The 15,553-nt window shown below is 69.1% G+C and carries 15 protein-coding genes and 1 pseudogene; 8 read left to right on the forward strand and 8 right to left on the reverse strand.

Going from position 1 to position 15,553, the window contains the following annotated elements; translation table 11 throughout:
* Positions 1 to 77 precede the first annotated feature (77 nt).
* Positions 78 to 683: a response regulator transcription factor gene (locus BS329_RS32755; protein ID WP_076165868.1), complete on the reverse strand. Its 606-nt coding sequence runs from the start codon at positions 681 to 683 to the stop codon at positions 78 to 80.
* 434 nt (positions 684 to 1,117) lie between these two features.
* Between BS329_RS32755 and BS329_RS32760 the strand changes: the two genes are divergently transcribed.
* Positions 1,118 to 2,113, forward strand: a complete 996-nt coding sequence (locus tag BS329_RS32760; RefSeq protein ID WP_076165872.1) for a DUF1702 family protein — start codon at positions 1,118 to 1,120, stop codon at positions 2,111 to 2,113.
* Between the two features lie 99 nt (positions 2,114 to 2,212).
* Here BS329_RS32760 and BS329_RS32765 read toward each other — a convergent pair whose 3' ends face one another.
* Entirely contained in the window at positions 2,213 to 2,911 is a 699-nt protein-coding gene (locus tag BS329_RS32765; protein ID WP_084750491.1) for a helix-turn-helix domain-containing protein, read from the reverse strand.
* Positions 2,912 to 3,390: 479 nt separating this feature from the next.
* Here BS329_RS32765 and BS329_RS32770 point away from each other — a divergent pair, with 479 nt between their 5' ends.
* The gene (locus BS329_RS32770) at positions 3,391 to 3,996 is read left to right on the forward strand and encodes a response regulator transcription factor (RefSeq protein ID WP_076166597.1); all 606 of its coding nucleotides are present in this window, start codon (positions 3,391 to 3,393) and stop codon (positions 3,994 to 3,996) included.
* 7 nt (positions 3,997 to 4,003) lie between these two features.
* Here the strand turns inward: BS329_RS32770 and BS329_RS32775 are convergent, their stop codons facing one another.
* A complete protein-coding gene (locus BS329_RS32775; RefSeq protein WP_076165877.1) occupies positions 4,004 to 5,101 on the reverse strand; it encodes a carboxylate-amine ligase in 1,098 nt (365 codons plus the stop codon).
* Positions 5,102 to 5,259: 158 nt separating this feature from the next.
* On the opposite strand from BS329_RS32775, the pseudogene BS329_RS44845 reads away from it, so the two are divergent.
* Positions 5,260 to 5,554, forward strand: a pseudogene (locus BS329_RS44845) (prolyl aminopeptidase); the annotation flags it as partial.
* Between the two features lie 118 nt (positions 5,555 to 5,672).
* Here BS329_RS44845 and BS329_RS32785 read toward each other — a convergent pair.
* Positions 5,673 to 6,491, reverse strand: coding sequence for a DUF4097 family beta strand repeat-containing protein (locus tag BS329_RS32785; RefSeq protein WP_076165882.1), 819 nt, complete (start codon positions 6,489 to 6,491; stop codon positions 5,673 to 5,675).
* 103 nt (positions 6,492 to 6,594) lie between these two features.
* The gene (gene ligD, locus BS329_RS32790; RefSeq protein ID WP_084750495.1) at positions 6,595 to 7,554 is read right to left on the reverse strand and encodes a non-homologous end-joining DNA ligase; all 960 of its coding nucleotides are present in this window, start codon (positions 7,552 to 7,554) and stop codon (positions 6,595 to 6,597) included.
* 45 nt (positions 7,555 to 7,599) lie between these two features.
* Between ligD (BS329_RS32790) and ligD (BS329_RS32795) the strand changes: the two genes are divergently transcribed.
* The 4 genes from ligD (BS329_RS32795) to BS329_RS32810 all read left to right on the forward strand — a co-directional run bounded on the left by ligD (BS329_RS32795) (position 7,600) and on the right by BS329_RS32810 (position 12,034).
* Positions 7,600 to 8,517: a non-homologous end-joining DNA ligase gene (ligD, locus tag BS329_RS32795; RefSeq protein ID WP_076165884.1), complete on the forward strand. Its 918-nt coding sequence runs from the start codon at positions 7,600 to 7,602 to the stop codon at positions 8,515 to 8,517.
* 113 nt (positions 8,518 to 8,630) lie between these two features.
* Positions 8,631 to 9,167: a MarR family winged helix-turn-helix transcriptional regulator gene (locus tag BS329_RS32800; protein ID WP_076165887.1), complete on the forward strand. Its 537-nt coding sequence runs from the start codon at positions 8,631 to 8,633 to the stop codon at positions 9,165 to 9,167.
* 79 nt (positions 9,168 to 9,246) lie between these two features.
* Positions 9,247 to 10,611 carry a pyridoxal phosphate-dependent decarboxylase family protein gene (locus BS329_RS32805; RefSeq protein WP_076165891.1) on the forward strand — a complete coding sequence of 455 codons (1,365 nt, stop codon included), beginning with the start codon at positions 9,247 to 9,249 and terminating at the stop codon, positions 10,609 to 10,611.
* 34 nt (positions 10,612 to 10,645) lie between these two features.
* Positions 10,646 to 12,034: an amino acid permease gene (locus tag BS329_RS32810; RefSeq protein ID WP_076165894.1), complete on the forward strand. Its 1,389-nt coding sequence runs from the start codon at positions 10,646 to 10,648 to the stop codon at positions 12,032 to 12,034.
* On the opposite strand, the gene BS329_RS32815 is transcribed toward BS329_RS32810, so the two are convergent.
* Positions 12,012 to 13,130, reverse strand: coding sequence for an ROK family transcriptional regulator (locus tag BS329_RS32815; protein WP_076165897.1), 1,119 nt, complete (start codon positions 13,128 to 13,130; stop codon positions 12,012 to 12,014). The genes BS329_RS32810 and BS329_RS32815 overlap by 23 nt on opposite strands.
* A gap of 8 nt (positions 13,131 to 13,138) precedes the next feature.
* Positions 13,139 to 13,567 carry a winged helix-turn-helix transcriptional regulator gene (locus BS329_RS32820; RefSeq protein ID WP_084750498.1) on the reverse strand — a complete coding sequence of 143 codons (429 nt, stop codon included), beginning with the start codon at positions 13,565 to 13,567 and terminating at the stop codon, positions 13,139 to 13,141.
* A 92-nt stretch (positions 13,568 to 13,659) separates the two neighbouring features.
* Here BS329_RS32820 and BS329_RS32825 point away from each other — a divergent pair, with 92 nt between their 5' ends.
* Complete coding sequence (locus BS329_RS32825; RefSeq protein ID WP_208619313.1) at positions 13,660 to 15,111, forward strand: MFS transporter; 1,452 nt, start codon at positions 13,660 to 13,662, stop codon at positions 15,109 to 15,111.
* Here the strand turns inward: BS329_RS32825 and BS329_RS32830 are convergent.
* On the reverse strand, positions 15,051 to 15,515 hold the full coding sequence (locus tag BS329_RS32830) for an SRPBCC family protein (protein WP_076165905.1): 465 nt from the start codon (positions 15,513 to 15,515) through the stop codon (positions 15,051 to 15,053). The genes BS329_RS32825 and BS329_RS32830 overlap by 61 nt on opposite strands.
* Positions 15,516 to 15,553 lie beyond the last annotated feature (38 nt).

Below are 15,553 nucleotides of genomic sequence, written 5' to 3' on the forward strand. Positions count from 1 at the left end.
TCTTCGGTGCGCCGTATGTGATCGTCACGACCTGGTGCACGGAACCGATTGTGGCGAAGGAGAAGGCGCGCGGGTGGTCAGAGCCAGTCGGAATCGGTGGCGATGCGGATGGCGTCGACCCGGTTGCGGGCGTTGAGTTTCGTGACCACGGTGGCGAGATAGTTCCGCACGGTCCCCGGTGACAGGAACAGTTCGGCCGCGATGTCGGCGACCGTGCGGCCGTTCGCCGCGAGGCGGAGGATCTCGGCTTCCCGCGGTGTCAGCGGGCAATCCTCCGTTTCCCATGCGGAAAGCGCGAGTTCACTGTCGATGACCCGGCGGCCGATGGCGACCGAGCGGACGGCGTTCGCGAGTTTGTCGGCGGGCGCGTCCTTGAGCAGGAAGCCGTTGACCTTCGCGTCGAGCGCGCGGCGCACGGTGCCCGGACGGCCGAGCGAGGTGAGGATCAGCGTGCGGACGTCGGGAAGTTGCTGGTAGAGCTCGGAAGCGGCGGCGAGCCCGTCCTTGGCCGGCAGGTCGATGTCGATGATCGCGACGTCCGGCAGGTACTCCGCTGCCATCGGGAGGATCTTGTCGCCCGAGCAGACCTCCGCGACGACCTCGATGTCCTTCTCGAGGTTCAGCAGAGCGACCAAGGCGCCGCGGACCATGTGCATATCCTCGGCCAATAGGACTCGGATCACTCCGACCTCCTCTTCCCCATAACGCGCTAACTCTCAGTGTACATAGCAAACCCGGAAGAGTGAATCTGAATCGCACGATTCAAGGTTGCGCTTTTTTCGGAGCCCTGCTCGGGCGATCAAGACCCTGGTGAGCTGCGACGATGTTGGAGCTTCGAGTATGGTGAAATTGCGATCGGTCGATTACTCAGTGTCAGGCCAGAAGACGGTAAAATTGCCGCCATAAGTGCTTTCCATTCCCTGTCGCGTACATCCCACTCCGGTGAATTCGGTTGGCGAACGGGTGAATTCACCATTGTCATGGCCGCGAATGGACTGTTCGGCGGTACCGGCGCCGACCTCGATCGGCCGTCGAGCGGGCAGCGAGCACGGCGTGGTCTCCTCGGCAAGAGCCGAGTTCGCGCGCGAACCGACACTATCCACAAAGGACGTATGTGATGAGCTCATTGCTGGGTGCCCTGCGCAAGGTCTTGTTCGCGCCCTCGCTGGCCTCGGTCGGTTTCGAGGGGCGGGGCTTCGGGGTGCCGCCGACACCGGCGACCGCCCGGCTGGAGTCGATCCCGCAGTCGGTGGTGTGCGGGTTCGAGTGGGGGATCGAGGCGCCGCCGCTGTGGGAGGCCGAGCGGCGCCTGGACATGGTCGAGCCGGAGATGCGCGGGTTCGCCTACGAGGGCGCGGCGATGGCGTTCACCATCCTCGACGTCATGCCCGGCGGCCGGAAGGACCGCACCGCCGAACTGATGAGCGGCCCCGGCGTCGGCCACGTGTTCCTGACCTACATCGGCATCGGATTCGCGATGGCCAGGCTGCCGCGGCCGCTGTGGAAGAAGGTGCTGCCGGACCTGGACGGCGTCCCGTTCCATCCGACGATGAGCTGGCTGGCCGTCGACGGCTACGCCTTCGATCGCGCCTACTTCGACACGCGCAAGTGGGTCGGCGAGCAGTTCGTCCCCAAGCCGTATCCGTGGGCGGGCGCTCCCGCGTACTTCCCTCGCGCCTGTGACCAGGGCATCGGGCGGGCGCTGTGGTTCATCAACGGCGCCGACCCGGTGAAGGTCGCCGCGGCGGTGAACCGCTTCCCGGCCGAACGCCGTGGGGACCTGTGGAGCGGGGTCGGGCTGGCCTCGACCTTCGCGGGCGGCTGTGACCAGCCGGGGCTGACCCGGCTGCGCGAGTCGGCGGGGGAGCACCAGGACGAACTCGGCCTCGGCGTCGTGTTCGCGGTGAAGGCGAGGACGTTCTCGTCGTTCGTCCCGCCGCACACCCGCCGCGCCGCGCGGACGCTGGCCGGGCTGAGCATCGAGGAGGCCGTCGACCTCGCCGACTCGACCGAGGTCACCGCGAACGCCGCGGACGGCACGCCTGCCTACGAACTCTGGCGGCAGAACATCCGCGAGGGTTTCGCTTCCCCGGCGGGCCGCCTGTCGGCCTAGCGGTCGGAACGAGGGCGTGACTCGCGTGCTTGAACTCCGCACTCAGGAGTGCGGAGTTCAAGCACGCGAGTCACGTCTCCGAGCACGCGGGCACTCGGGTCAGGCGGCGTGCTTGACCGGCTCCGGCCGTCGCCGCAGGTCGGGCAGGGCGAGCAGGACCGGCGGGTCGAACAGGCATTTGGGGCGCATCCGCAGGTCCGCCAGCCGCGCGGTGACGCCCGGCTCGACGGTGATCGGGCCGTGGTGGCCGCTGTATCCGCTGCCGCGGCGCGTGAGCGGCCCGGTCACACAGTGCGCGACGAGGTGCCAGGTGCCTTCCGGGACCTCGGTGAGCTGATAGGGGCCGGGGGCGTCGATGACCGTGTGGCGCACAGGCGCGCCCTCGGGGATACGCGTCGGGAAGAGACCGACGAAGACGAGGCCGGGCGAGATCTCCGGCGGCACCGACACGAAACCGCGGACGATCGCGGGCTTCACACCGGGAAGGGATTCGCCTGCCAGCCGTCGCTGGAAACCGCCCTGCTGGCGGTACGCGGAGGGGGAGAGGCCGACGCGGCTGCTGAACCGCGTGCTGAAGGTGCCGACGCTGTTGTAGCCCACGCGGTGGCTGATGTCGGCGACCGTGAGTGAGGTCACCAGCAGCAGGCGTTTGGCCTCGTCGAGCCGCAGCGCGGACAGGAACCGGCCCGGCGAGACGCCGGTGGCCTGCTGGAACACCCTGGTGAAATGGAATTTGCTGAACGTCGCGGCGCGGGCGATCTCGTCGATAGTGAGCTCTTCGCCCAGTTTCTCGTTCATGGCCCCAATGGCTCGCTCCACGGCTCGCCGGACAGTCTCATCCATTGTACCGTCCTTTCGCTCGAGGAATTCTGGTTTGCTTTGCGGTTTCGACAGTAGTGTTCGCCGCCGCTTCTCCTGAAGTGCTTGAATCACCGCCGGATATGGATTCCTGTGTGCGGCGACGTGAAAATCTCACGGGGTCCGGCGGAGCGGGGCGTCACGGGAACGCCATGTGAAAACCACAGGTCGGCGATGGTGTGCGCACTGGATCTCCACGGCGGGCGGCCGCAAAATCACTGGTAGCGCATTCACGCCGGAACTACCCCGGCCGTGTTGGCGCGGTTCGAAGAACGTATTCCCGCGGCAACACAGAACCGGCCCTTGACCGCGTCCCCCTGCGGCGGTCAAGGGCCGGTTTCCATTTCGCGGTACGGGTGTGTGAGGATAGTATTGTCGGCTCGTGGGGCGCAGGCGCAGGCGAAAGGCAGATGGGGTCGATGATCAAGGTCCTGGTGGCGGAGGACATGCACATTGTCCGAGGGGCCCTCGTCGCGCTGCTCGGGCTGGAAGCCGACATCGAGGTCGTCGCCGAATGCGCCAGCGGTGACGAGATCCTTCCGCTCGCCCGGTCTTCGCGCCCCGACATCGCGCTCATCGACATCGACCTGCCCGGCAAGGACGGGCTCACCGCCGCCGCCGAACTGCACGAACAACTGCCCGGCGTCCGCACGCTGATCCTCACCTCGCTCGGCAGCCCCGGAACCCTCCGGCGGGCGCTGGCCGCGAAGGTCAACGGCTTCCTGCGCAAGGACGCGCCCGCCGACAGGCTGGCCAACGCCGTCCGCGGGGTCGCGGCCGGGCGGCGCGTCGTCGACGGTGACTTGGCGCTCGCGGCCTGGGACAGCGAGGAATGCCCGCTCACGGCCCGGGAGATCGAGGTGCTCCGGCTGGCGTCGGTCGGTTCCGATCCGACCGAGATCGCGGCCGAACTGTTCCTCTCCGCCGGGACCGTGCGGAACTATCTGACGACGATCGTGTCGAAGCTCAGCGCCCGCAACCGGGTCGACGCGGTGCGGATCGCGCGGGAGTCCGGCTGGCTGTGACGCTGGTTCACCCGGCCGGGACGTTCATCGTCGCGAAGGCGAGGTCCGCGGCGAATTCGCCGGGGGAGGCCGCCTCCGCGAACAGCCGGCGTTGCCGGGTCGCGCCGGTCCCGCGCTCGAAAAGCGAGTGCAACCCCTGCTCGACGTCGTCGAGATCGCCGGCCGCCCTGAGCGCGGGCCGGATGAAATCGACGAGCCTGCCGAGAAGAGCGCGCTGATCGGCCTCCCGGCCGGTGAAGACGTCGATGCCCGGCCCGTCGAGGCCGCGGCGCGCGGCGGCCGTGAGTGCCGCGCCGATCCGGGCGCCACGAACCCGCGGAAGTCCGGTCGCCCCGGCGCAGGTCGCCACCAGTCCGCGTACCAGCGCCGCGAGCAGGACGGCGTCGTCGACAGCGAGGCAGACATCGGCGATCCGGACCTCCACCGTGGGATGGCGAGAGGAAAGCCGGGCGTAGAAGTACACCCCGGCCGGGTCGAGGGCGGCCCCGTGACGCAAGGCGTCCCCGACGCTGCTGTCGTAGGCGGCCGCACCAGGCCATTCGTCGGGCGGCCTCGCCGTCGGCCATCGGTCCCAGATCGGGAAGCGCCTGCTGGACCACCCGGAATCGGCGCCGTTCTCGATCGGGGAGTTGACACTGAGCGCCAGCAACGGGGCGAGCCACGGCCGCAGTCCGGCGAGGACCCGCGCGCCGAGATCCCGCGACGGCAACCCGACATGCACGTGGCAGGCACAGGTTCCCGCGTCGTCGATCAGATCGGGGAAGGCCCTGGCCATCCGCCGGTACCGCGGTTCGGGCGTGATCGTGTCCCCTCGCGGGCCGGCAGGCGGTATCCCCGCCGCCACCATCAGGCAGCCGTCGGCCTCCGCCGCGCTCGCGACGATCTGCCGCAGGCGGGTCAGTTCCGAGCGGACCTCGTCCAAGCCGTGGCAGATCCCGGTCGCGGTCTCGATCTGGAACCGCATCAGCTCACCGGTGACGTCCGGTTCGGCGGCGAGGTGTTCGAGAAGCTCGGGCGCGCGCAACGCGACTGACCCGTCCAGCGGATCGAGGAGAAGGAACTCTTCTTCCACGCCAAGGGTGAACATCGTGCCGTCAACCGCCATGGGTTCCCCGTCTCTGGTGGTTTCGCCGGTACCGATGAATCTGCCCCTCCCGGCGCCGCGAAGAAAGGGCCGGTGTGCTGAACTTCGTTGCGGCGAAGGTGTTTCGCGATCTCACTGACGGTTCCGGCCGGTATTCATGATCGACCTGTGACAAAGGATTGCTCGATGTAGGTGACGGCGTCTTCGTCTCTTGGGAGACCTGCGGGAACCCGGAGGTCATGCCGCACGGTGGCCCCGGCCAGGGTTGCACGCCGGTATGCGGCGGATGTTCGCCCGGCCCGCTACCGCGCGGTGCTGTTCGACCAGCGCGGCCGCGGCCGCAGCACCCCGCACGCGAGCGACCCGGTGACCGGCCTGCGGCACACCACGACCGACCAGCTCGTCACCGACCTGGAACGGTTACTGGAACCAGGCAAGAGAGTCCACATTGGACCGATCGGCGAGTGGGAACTGACTTTCGCCCGCGTCGTCCATCCAGTCACGCGCGTCGTCCGTTCGGTCCAGATGATCGTGAGTAGCGCTTGGGGCTCTACGTCTTGGCGATCGAGGCTGCACTGACAGGCGAACGCCCTCAGGCGGCCGCGCGGTGGATGACGATGTCGTCGAGCCGCGTGCGGGCGTACACCTTGACCCCGCCCTCGCCGCTCTCCGCGGCGACGGAGTTGCGCACCGAACCCTTGGTACTCTTGGCATCCACTGACGCGGCGTCCCCGTCGACGCCGATGTCGATACCCCCGGAAGCGTTCACCAGCTCGGCACCGCGCGACAGCTTGCCGACCCGGATCGGGCAGTTGGCCGCCTTAGCGACGACGTCGCCGTCGGCACGGTCGATGTCGAAACTTCCGCTAGAGCCGGAGAAATCCAAATCGGCGTGGGCGTGCCCGATCCAGACCTTCCCGGTCGACCCCGCGTACCGGACCGTGCCCTCGGCCTCGCCGATTCGCAGGCAGGCCGTGCCACCGTCGACGTCCGCGGTCCCGGCGACGTGCCCGAGTGTGACCTCGCCCGCCGCCAGGTTGCCCCGCACCGTCGCGACGCGGTCGACCTGGACCTGGCCCGACGCCACCTCCAGCACGCAGTCGCCGAACCGGCCGTCGGCGCGCACGTCCGACCACGCCGTGTTCAGGACGAGCCGGGAGTCGGCGGGCACCTCGATCGTGATCGCGACCGAGCCCGCCTTGCCGCCCGCCTTCTTCGTCTCGATCGACAGCTCTCCGTCCGCGAAGCCGACCTTGGTGTTCTCAGCGACCTTCACATCCGACTTGCTCGTGCTGTCGATCGGCTCGACCAGCACCACCGCGTCCGAACGCTCGCTCGCGGCGACGCGCACCCGGGCACCCGCGGTGGTCAGGGTGGCGGTGATCGGCTTCGGGGTGGGGAAGACAGACATGGTGGGAACTCCTTCGTGGTGGTGATCTCTCGTTGTCGAGAGCAACGATCACCGACCGGACTGACACCGGACCGCCACGGCACTGACACGCCGCGGACACGCGCTAGGAAGGAAGCACGACGTCCTCGGGTGCCTTGTCCGCGCGCAGTCCCCGCCAGGTCGTATGCCGCAGCCGTCCGTCCAGGGTCCAGTTCCGGTACATGACCTCCCCGACCAGTTCCGGCGCCACCCAGTGCGCCCGCCGCGCCCGATCACGCGGGACCTTCGAAGCGAAGGGCGGCGTCTTCCGTTCCAGCGGGGTGAGCCGGGCGTACAGGTCTTCGAGGACCTTGTCGCTGAACCCGGTCCCGACGTCGCCGACGTACCGCAGCTCACCGGCCTCGTCGTGCGCGCCCAGCAACAGCGCGCCGAGCGTCCCCGAGCGCCGTCCGTCGCCGGGTCGCCAGCCACCGACCACGACCTCTTGGGTGTGCCACAGTGCCCGTTTGATCCACTGCCGCGTCCGCTTGCCGGGGTGGTACCGGCTGTCGAGCTTCTTCGCGATCAGCCCTTCGAGCCCGTGCTGCCGGACGACTTCCAGCAGTTGATCGGGCGAGATGTCGTCGTCGGTGTAGCCCGGTGGGATGACGACACGGCCACCGCCACCCAGCGAAGTCACGAGTTCACGACGAGCGGCGTAGGGCTCGTCGAGCAGGAGGGTGCCGTCGAGAAACAGCACGTCGAAGGCGAAGAAGTGCACCGGGCTGCGCTCCAGCAGCGACGCGTCCGGTGTGCGCAGGTGCCGCGTCTGCAACAGCGGGAAACTCGGCCGTCCCCGGTCGTCCAGGACGACGATCTCACCGTCGAGGACGGCTTCGTGGCCGTCGAAGGCCTCGGCGGTCACGTCCGGGTACGTCGCCGTGATGTCGAGGCCGCGCCGGCTGGTGAGGCGGGTCTCGCCGTCGCGGGCGACCCGCAGGCAGCAGCGGTAGCCATCCCACTTGTACTCGTACCCCCAACCGCCGGTGGGCAGGTCACCGTCGGTCGCCAGCATCGGGGCGATCGCGTCCGGCACGGTACTCATGCCTCACGGTACCCGGAATCCCCGCCGGTGATCTATCGTCGAAGGGTGCCTGATGAGCGGATAACGGTCGAGGTCGAGGGGCGGCGGCTGGGATTGTCCAATCTGGACAAGGTGCTCTACCCGGCGCACGGTTTCACCAAACGCGAGGTCCTCGACTACTACCGCCGCGTCGCCCCCGCGATGCTCCCGCATCTGCGCGACCGCGCCGTCACGTTCCGCCGGTTCCCGGACGGCGTCGACGGCGAACCGTTCTACGAGAAGAACGTTTCCCGGCACGCGCCCGAGTGGGTGCGCACCGCGCGGCTCACCAACCGCGGCCGTCGGGGCGGGGAGGAAACGCTCGACTACCCGGTGGTCGGCGACCTCCCGACGTTGATGTGGGCGGCCAATCTCGCCGCGCTGGAACTGCACGTTCCACAGTGGACGGTGGGCCCGCGTGGCGCGCGCAAATCACCCGATCTGCTGGTGTTCGACCTCGATCCCGGGTTGCCCGCGGACGTCGTCGACTGCTGCCGGGTAGCCGAGACGCTCAGCGAGCTGCTCACCGAAGACGGCTTGACCGTGTACGCGAAGACCAGCGGCAACAAGGGAATGCAGTTGTACTGCCCGGTGCGCACCCGTTCCGACGAGCGCACCTCCGAATACGCCAAGGCGGTCGCGGAGGAGCTCGCGCACCGGTCGCCGGAAACCGTGGTCGCCAGGATGACGAAGGCGATCCGCCCCGGCCGCGTGTTCATCGACTGGAGCCAGAACAACACCGCCAAGACCACCATCGCGCCCTACTCCCTGCGCGGCCGTGCCATCCCGACCGTGTCCACCCCGGTGACCTGGGAGGAGGTCGAGGCCTGCCGCCAGGCCGCCGACCTGCTGTTCACCGCCGAGCAGGTGATCGAACGCGTCGAGGAGATGGGCGACCTGTTCGGTGACATCGCCGAACACCGGGCGGCCGTTCCCGCTCGTTGACCCGGATAGACCACTGTGGACTCCCGCTCGTTCCGCATACCATCGGCGGATCGGGCGCGCGGGGGTGCGCGTCCACCGGGCTGGTACCTCCGGGGCCGGTGAGGAGGTGGCTGTTGACCGGGTATCACACACTGGCCGAGACCGAGACCGCCGTGCGGGCCAAGCTGGGCGGAATCCCGCTGCTGTGGGAGCGGATGGAGGCGGTGGCCAACCTCCACCGCGCCGCCACGGCCGTGCGGCTGCACTTCGAGAACTCGGTCCTGCGCGCCGCGGGGCTCACCTGGACCGCGTTCGTGGTGCTCTGGGTGGTGTGGATCTTCGGCGAGAAGGAGACCAGACACGTCGCCGCCGAGTCCGGGATCACCAAGGGAACGCTGACCGGGGTGATGAAGACGCTGGAAACGCACGGCCTGGTCACCCGGCGCAAGCACCCCGTCGACGGACGGCTGGTGCTGCTCGCGCTGACAGCGGAGGGCGAACGGCTGATGCGGGAGCTCTTCCCGGAGTTCAACCAGGAAGAAGCGTTCGTCACCGACCGGCTCAGCCCGGCGGAGTGCGCCGACCTGGCCGTTTCGCTGCGGGAGATCGTCAGGCAGCTGGAGGACAAGGGCGAGGCGCGGCGTCAGGCGGCGGTGACCCGGGGGAGCTGACCCCTACCGAAGACGGTTGCGCGAGGCCTCCGGCGACTTCTACGTTTTTTGGAGCCGAACGAAGCGAAGGGCGCCCTTGATGGACTTCCGGTACTGGCTCGGTCAGGCGTTGACGTCGAACGAGGCGTGGGCGGAGACGTTCACCCCCATGCGGCCACATCCGTCGCTGGAGATCCCCGATGGGCGGTTCGAGAACGCGTTCGAGGAGCTCACCGAGCGGCTGAAGGACAACTACCCGTTCTTCCACCCGTCCTACGCGGGCCAGATGCTCAAACCGCCGCATCCGGCCGCGGTGGTCGGCTATCTGGCCGCGATGCTGGTCAACCCCAACAACCACGCGCTCGACGGCGGGCCGGCGACGGCCGAAATGGAACGCGAGGTCGTCGGCCGGCTGGCCACGATGTTCGGCTATGCGGAGCATCTCGGGCATCTGACCACCAGCGGTACCGTGGCGAACCTCGAGGCGCTGTTCGTCGCGCGGGAGACGCGGCCGGGCAAGGGGATCGCCTACAGCGCCGAGGCGCACTACACACACGGCAGGATGTGCGGCGTACTCGGTGTCGAGGGGCACACGGTGCCTGTCGACGCTCGCGGCGCGATGGACCTCGACGCGCTCGAAGACCTGCTGCGTACCGGGAAGATCGGCACCGTGGTGCTCACCGCGGGCACGACAGGGCTCGGCACGGTGGAACCGGTCCACGAGGCGCTGGCGCTGCGCGAACGGTACGGCGTCCGGGTGCACGTCGACGCCGCCTACGGTGGGTTCTTCCGGCTTCTGTCCGGTTTGGACGGTCCGGAGGGGCTGCCAGAGGCCCCGTGGCTCGCCATCGCCGAGGCCGATTCGATCGTCATCGACCCGCACAAGCACGGACTCCAGCCCTACGGCTGCGGCGCGGTGCTGTTCAAGGATCCCGGGACGGCCCGGTTCTTCCTGCACGATTCGCCGTACACCTATTTCACCTCGGAAGACCTGCACCTCGGCGAGATCAGTCTCGAATGCTCCCGGGCTGGTGCGGCGGCCGCCGCGTTGTGGCTCACCTTCCGGGTGCTGCCGCCCACCCCCGACGGGCTGGGCCGGGTGCTCGCGGCCGGGCGCCGCGCGGCGTTGCGGTGGGCGAAACTGCTGGAGGACTCCGAGCGGTTCGACCTGTACCAGTCACCGGAACTCGACATCGTCACCTACTTCCCGCGCACGGAGCCGCCTTCCCTGTCGAAGATCGACCAGGTGAGCGCGCGGATCCTTCGCAACGGCATGGCCGCGGCGAAGGATCCGGTGTACCTCAGCACGCTGCGGGTGAGCGGGCCCCAGTTCGGCCTGCGTCACACCGGGGTCGACGCGGATGCGGACGGCGCGCGGATCCTGCGTAGCGTGCTGATGAAGCCCGAAAGCGAGGACCACGTCGACCGGCTCCACGAACGGCTGGAAGAGTTGTCCCGCGGTTGAGCACCGCGTACCGCCGCAGACGAATGGATCCACCATGCCCGCACCAGGCCCCGCCGAATCCGTGACCGAGATCGAGACCCGGACACTCGGCACCGGCTTCCGGCGGCGGCACGTCACCATGCTGGCCATCAGCGGGGCGATCGGCGCCGGGCTGTTCGTCGGCACCGGCGCGGGCATCAACACCGCGGGCCCCGGCATCCTGCTGTCCTACGTGGTCGCCGGGCTGCTCATGGTGCTCGTCATGCGCATGCTGGGCGAGATGGCCGCCGCCGAGCCGAGCAGCGGTTCGTTCTCGGTGTACGCGGAGAAGGCGCTCGGGCGCTGGGCCGGGTTCACCGTCGGCTGGCTGTACTGGTCGCTGCTGGTGGTCGTGGTGGCCGCCGAGGCGACCGCGGCGGCGGGGCTCGCGAACGGGCTCCTGCCTGCGATTCCACAGTGGACCTGGGTGCTGCTGTTCATGGCGGTGCTGACCGTGGTGAACCTGTTCGCCGTGCGCTCGTTCGGGGAGTTCGAGTTCTGGTTCGGCGCGATCAAGGTGACCGCCGTCGTCGGGTTCCTCGTCCTCGGCACGCTGGCGGTGTTCGGGATCCTGCCGGGTACGTCGCCGGTCGGCTTGAGCAATCTCACCGGGCACGGCGGGTTCCTGCCCAACGGCCCGCAAGGCGTGCTGACCGGCCTGCTCGCGGTCGCGTTCTCCTTCGGTGGCATGGAACTGGTCACCATCGCCGCGGCGGAGTCCGACGACCCGGCGGATTCGATCCGCCGCACCACGCGCACGGTCATCGTGCGCCTGCTGCTGTTCTACGTCGGTTCCGTGGCGCTGATGGTGTTGTTGCTGCCGTGGGAATCCGCGTCGGCCAACGCCAGCCCGTTCGTGACCATCCTGGAGCAGATCGGGGTGCCGTCGGCCGCGCTCTTGATGAGTTTCGTCGTGCTGACGTCTTTGCTGTCGGCGCTGAACGCGAACCTCTACGGCGCGTCGCGGATGGTGTTTTCCTTGGCCTCGCGAGGTGAAGCGCCGCGCGCGATGCTGCGGTTGTCCGGCGCCGGGGTTCCGCGGACGGCGGTGCTGGCGTCGGTCGCCTTCGGTTTCGTGGCCGTGCTGCTGAACTTCCTCGCCCCGGAACACGTACTTCCGTTCCTGCTCAACGCCATCGGGGCGAACATCCTGCTGGTCTGGATCTTCGTCGCCATCTCCCAGCTGAAGCTGCGGAAAGCGGCGGAACGGGACGGCACCGCCGCGGATCTCCCGGTGCGGATGTGGGGCTTCCCGTGGCTCAGCTGGGTCGCGCTGCTCGCGATGGCCGGCGTCCTCATCCTCATGTGGACGGACGCGAGCGCGCGGGCGCAGCTGTTCACCAGTGGTGCGGTGGCCGTGCTGATCGTGGTGATCAGCCTGGTCAGGCGACGTCCGCGACGCTGAACAACTCGCGCTCCACGCGGCTGAGGGCCAGCCGCACCGCGCCGAGCGCCACCGAGTCGTCGCCGAGCATCGACGTCTCGACGCGCACCGGGAACAGGCACAGGCGGGTCAGTTCGGTCCGCAGCGGTGTCGTCAGCAGGTCCCCGGCCTGCGCGAGCCCGCCGCCGATCACCACCAGTTGCGGGTCGACGGTGAGCACGGCCGCGGCGACGCCGACGCACAGATCCGTCACGAAGGCGGCCACGATCGCCTCGGCTTCGGGATCGCCACCGCGCAGGGCGTCGAAGACCCGCCTGGTGGCCTCGGCGGATCCGGAGCCGTCGCCGAAGGCGAGGAACCGGTCGAGCGCCGCGTACCAGCCGACCCGCCGCAGGGCGCCGATCTCGCCCGCCGCGCCGTTGTGCCCGGCGTGCAGTTTCCCGTCGAGCAGCAGGCCCAGCGACACGGTCCGCCCGGCCTGCACGTAGACGATGTCGTCGACGCCGTTCGCGGCCCCGCGCCAGTGCTCGGCCAGCGTCGCGAGCTTGGTGTCGTTGCCCGCCAGCACCGGGCATCCGCCGCCGAACTCCGCAGGCAGGTCGAGCCCGGTCCAGCCGGGCAGGCGTTCGCCGCGGACCACCTTGCCGCCGGACACCACGCCGGTGGTGCCGACGCCGAGCACCCGGACGTTCGGACGGCCTCCGACGGCGGCACCGAGCACCCGGCGCGCGACGCCGAGGCGGTCGGGCGCGTCCATCTCCGGGGTGACCTCGGCCCTCGCCCGTCCGACGACGACGCCGCGCAGATCGGCGACCAGGCACAACGCCTGGTGCGGGCCGATCTCGAGTCCGGCGACGTGCCCGGACTCGGGACGGAAGCGATACCGCTTGGCGGGCCTGCCGACCGGTCTCGGCGCGTCGGGGGAGAGCTGCACCTCTTCGATCAGCCCCTGCTCGCCGAGGTCGGTGGCGATCTCCTCGACCGTCGGCCGGGAGACCTCGCTCGCCTTGACCAGTTCCGTGAGGGTGAGTTCTTCGGCCGCGTACAGCGCCCGCAGGACCGCTATGGCGTTGAGTCGCCGCAGCAGTGACGGATCCCCGCCGGAAAGTCTGGCCATGCGGCTCCTCAGGTGTTGACGCGCTGGTCGTATCGGGCCCGCGCGACGGCGATCTCGCTCTGGTGGTCCTCGGTCCAGGCGACCAGCGACTGGATCGTCTTGTGCAGCGTGATTCCCAGCGGTGTCAGCGCGTACTCGACCCTGGGCGGCACGACCGGATAGACGGTCCGGTTCACGAGCCCGTCGCGTTCGAGGTGACGCAGCGTGGTGGTGAGCATGCGCTGGCTGATGCCGTCGATCTTGTACTTCAGCTCGGTGAACCGGAGGGTGTTCACGTCGAGCAGCGCGATCACCAGGAGTGACCACTTGTCCGCCACCCGGTCCAGGATCTGGCGGACCTCGCAGTCCTCGCGGGTGTCCCACTGGAAGGCCGCGTAGTCCGCCTCGGTGAGTTCACAACGACTGGGTGAGTTCAAAGTGCCTTCTTCCATGGTCATCGATGGTGACGGAAGATCCCCTTGGTTACAAGAGGGAACCGACCGGCAGCTGGGTAACCGTCGGTCCCTTGTCCACTGAGGGAGTTTCGATCTTGAGCACAACGCGAACGCCGCCGCACGCCGCCGACCGGATGAGCGGGCGGGCCTGGGGCGTGCTCCTGGTGCTGTGCGGCGCCATCTTCCTGGAGGGCATCGACGTCGCGATGCTGAACGTGGCGTTGCCGTCCATCCGCGCCGAACTCGGCCTGTCGACCGCGATGCTGAGCGGCGTGGTGAGCGCCTACGTGCTCGGCTACGGCGGATTGATGCTGCTGGGCGGGCGCGCCGCCGACCTCTACGGCCGTCGCCGCATGTTCCTCGTCTGGCTGGTGGTGTTCCTTGTCTTCTCCGGGCTCGGCGGGTTCGCCACCGAGGGCTGGATGCTGCTGATCGCCCGGTTCGTCACCGGTGTCGCCGCCGCCTTCATGACCCCGGCCGGCCTGTCGATCATCACCACGAGCTTCGAGGAAGGCCCCAAACGCACCAAGGCACTGCTGTTCTACGCCGGTACCGCGGCGGGCGGCTTCTCGCTGGGCCTGGTCATCGGTGGGCTGCTGACCAGGATCGACTGGCGCTGGGTGTTCTTCACGCCGGTGATCCTGGCCGCCGTCATCCTGACCGCCGCGCTCTGGCTCATCAAGGAACCGGCGGGGCGGGACCAAGGCCCACGGCGTCTGGACCTCGGCGGCGCCGTCACCGTGACCGTGGCGATGTTGCTGATCGCCTACGCGGTGGTCCGGCTGGAACACCCCGCGCGGGGCTGGGGCTGGACGGTCGCGTCCTTCGCCGGGGGAGTGGCCGCGCTGGCGGCCTTCGTGGCCATCGAACGCCGTTCACCCGCGCCACTGGTGCGACTGGGCATCCTGAGGTCGGGTCCGCTGGTGCGGGCCAACGTCAGCGCGTTGCTCTACGCGGGCTCGTTCTTCGGGTTCCAGTTCCTCGTCACCCTGTACCTCCAGGAACTCCGGGGCTGGTCGACGCTCGAGACGAGCCTGGCGCTGCTGGCGACCGGGATCGACGCGATCCTCGCGCCGACGCTGACCCCGCGTCTGGTGGCGAAGTTCGGCAACGCGCGGGTGATCTTCGGCGGTCTCGTGCTCGCCGTCGTGGCGTACGCGCTCTTCCTGCCGCTGGGCATGGACTGGACGTACGCGGCGATGTTCCCGTCGATGATCCTCCTCGGCCTCGGGTTCGCCCTCGCTTACGGCCCGCTGACGATCGTCGCCACCGACGGGATCGCCGAAGACGAACAGGGACTGGCGGGTGGCCTGCTGTACACGTCCTTCCAGTTCGGCGCGGCGCTCGGGCTGTCGGCGGTGACGGCCGTCAGCGTCGCGGCGCTCGGGGACGGTTCGCGGGAAGCCGCGCTCGGCGGATTCCGGGCGGCCTTCGTGGTGCCGCTGGTGATGGCCGTCCTCGCCGCGATCGTCACCGCGTCCGGACGTCAGCTCGCTTCGACGAAGGACGCCAGGTTGGCCAAGGAGGAGGCGATCCCGGCCTCGTGATCGGCCTGGCCGATGCCGGAAGGCACACCTGTCGCGGTGACGGTCACTTCGGTGCCGTCACCCGCGACGGTGAGCTGCCAGGTCATCGTCATGGTGCCCGCGAAGGACGGGTCGCCGGCCTCGAAGACGGCCTTCTGCACCACGCGTTCCGGCGGCAGAAGTTCGGCGAACCCGACTTCGACGACGTCCGTCGCGTCCGAACTCTTGCCGGGGGCATCGGAGGCGTCGAGATAGGTGAGGGTCATCCGGAAGCCGCCGCCGGGCCGGGGATCCCAGTGTTCGACGCGGCCGCGCATGCCCTCGGGCGGCAGCCACGCTTCGAGGGCCGTGCGGTCGAGAAGTGCGTTGTAGACGGTCGCGGGCGGTGCGGCGATCACCCGGCTGCCGCTGTCGATCCTGTCCATCCCCCCGATCCTAGGGCCGATACGCTGCCGTCGAGGGA

Origin of the sequence: Amycolatopsis coloradensis, from assembly GCF_001953865.1 — a bacterium.
Lineage (GTDB): Bacteria > Actinomycetota > Actinomycetes > Mycobacteriales > Pseudonocardiaceae > Amycolatopsis > Amycolatopsis coloradensis.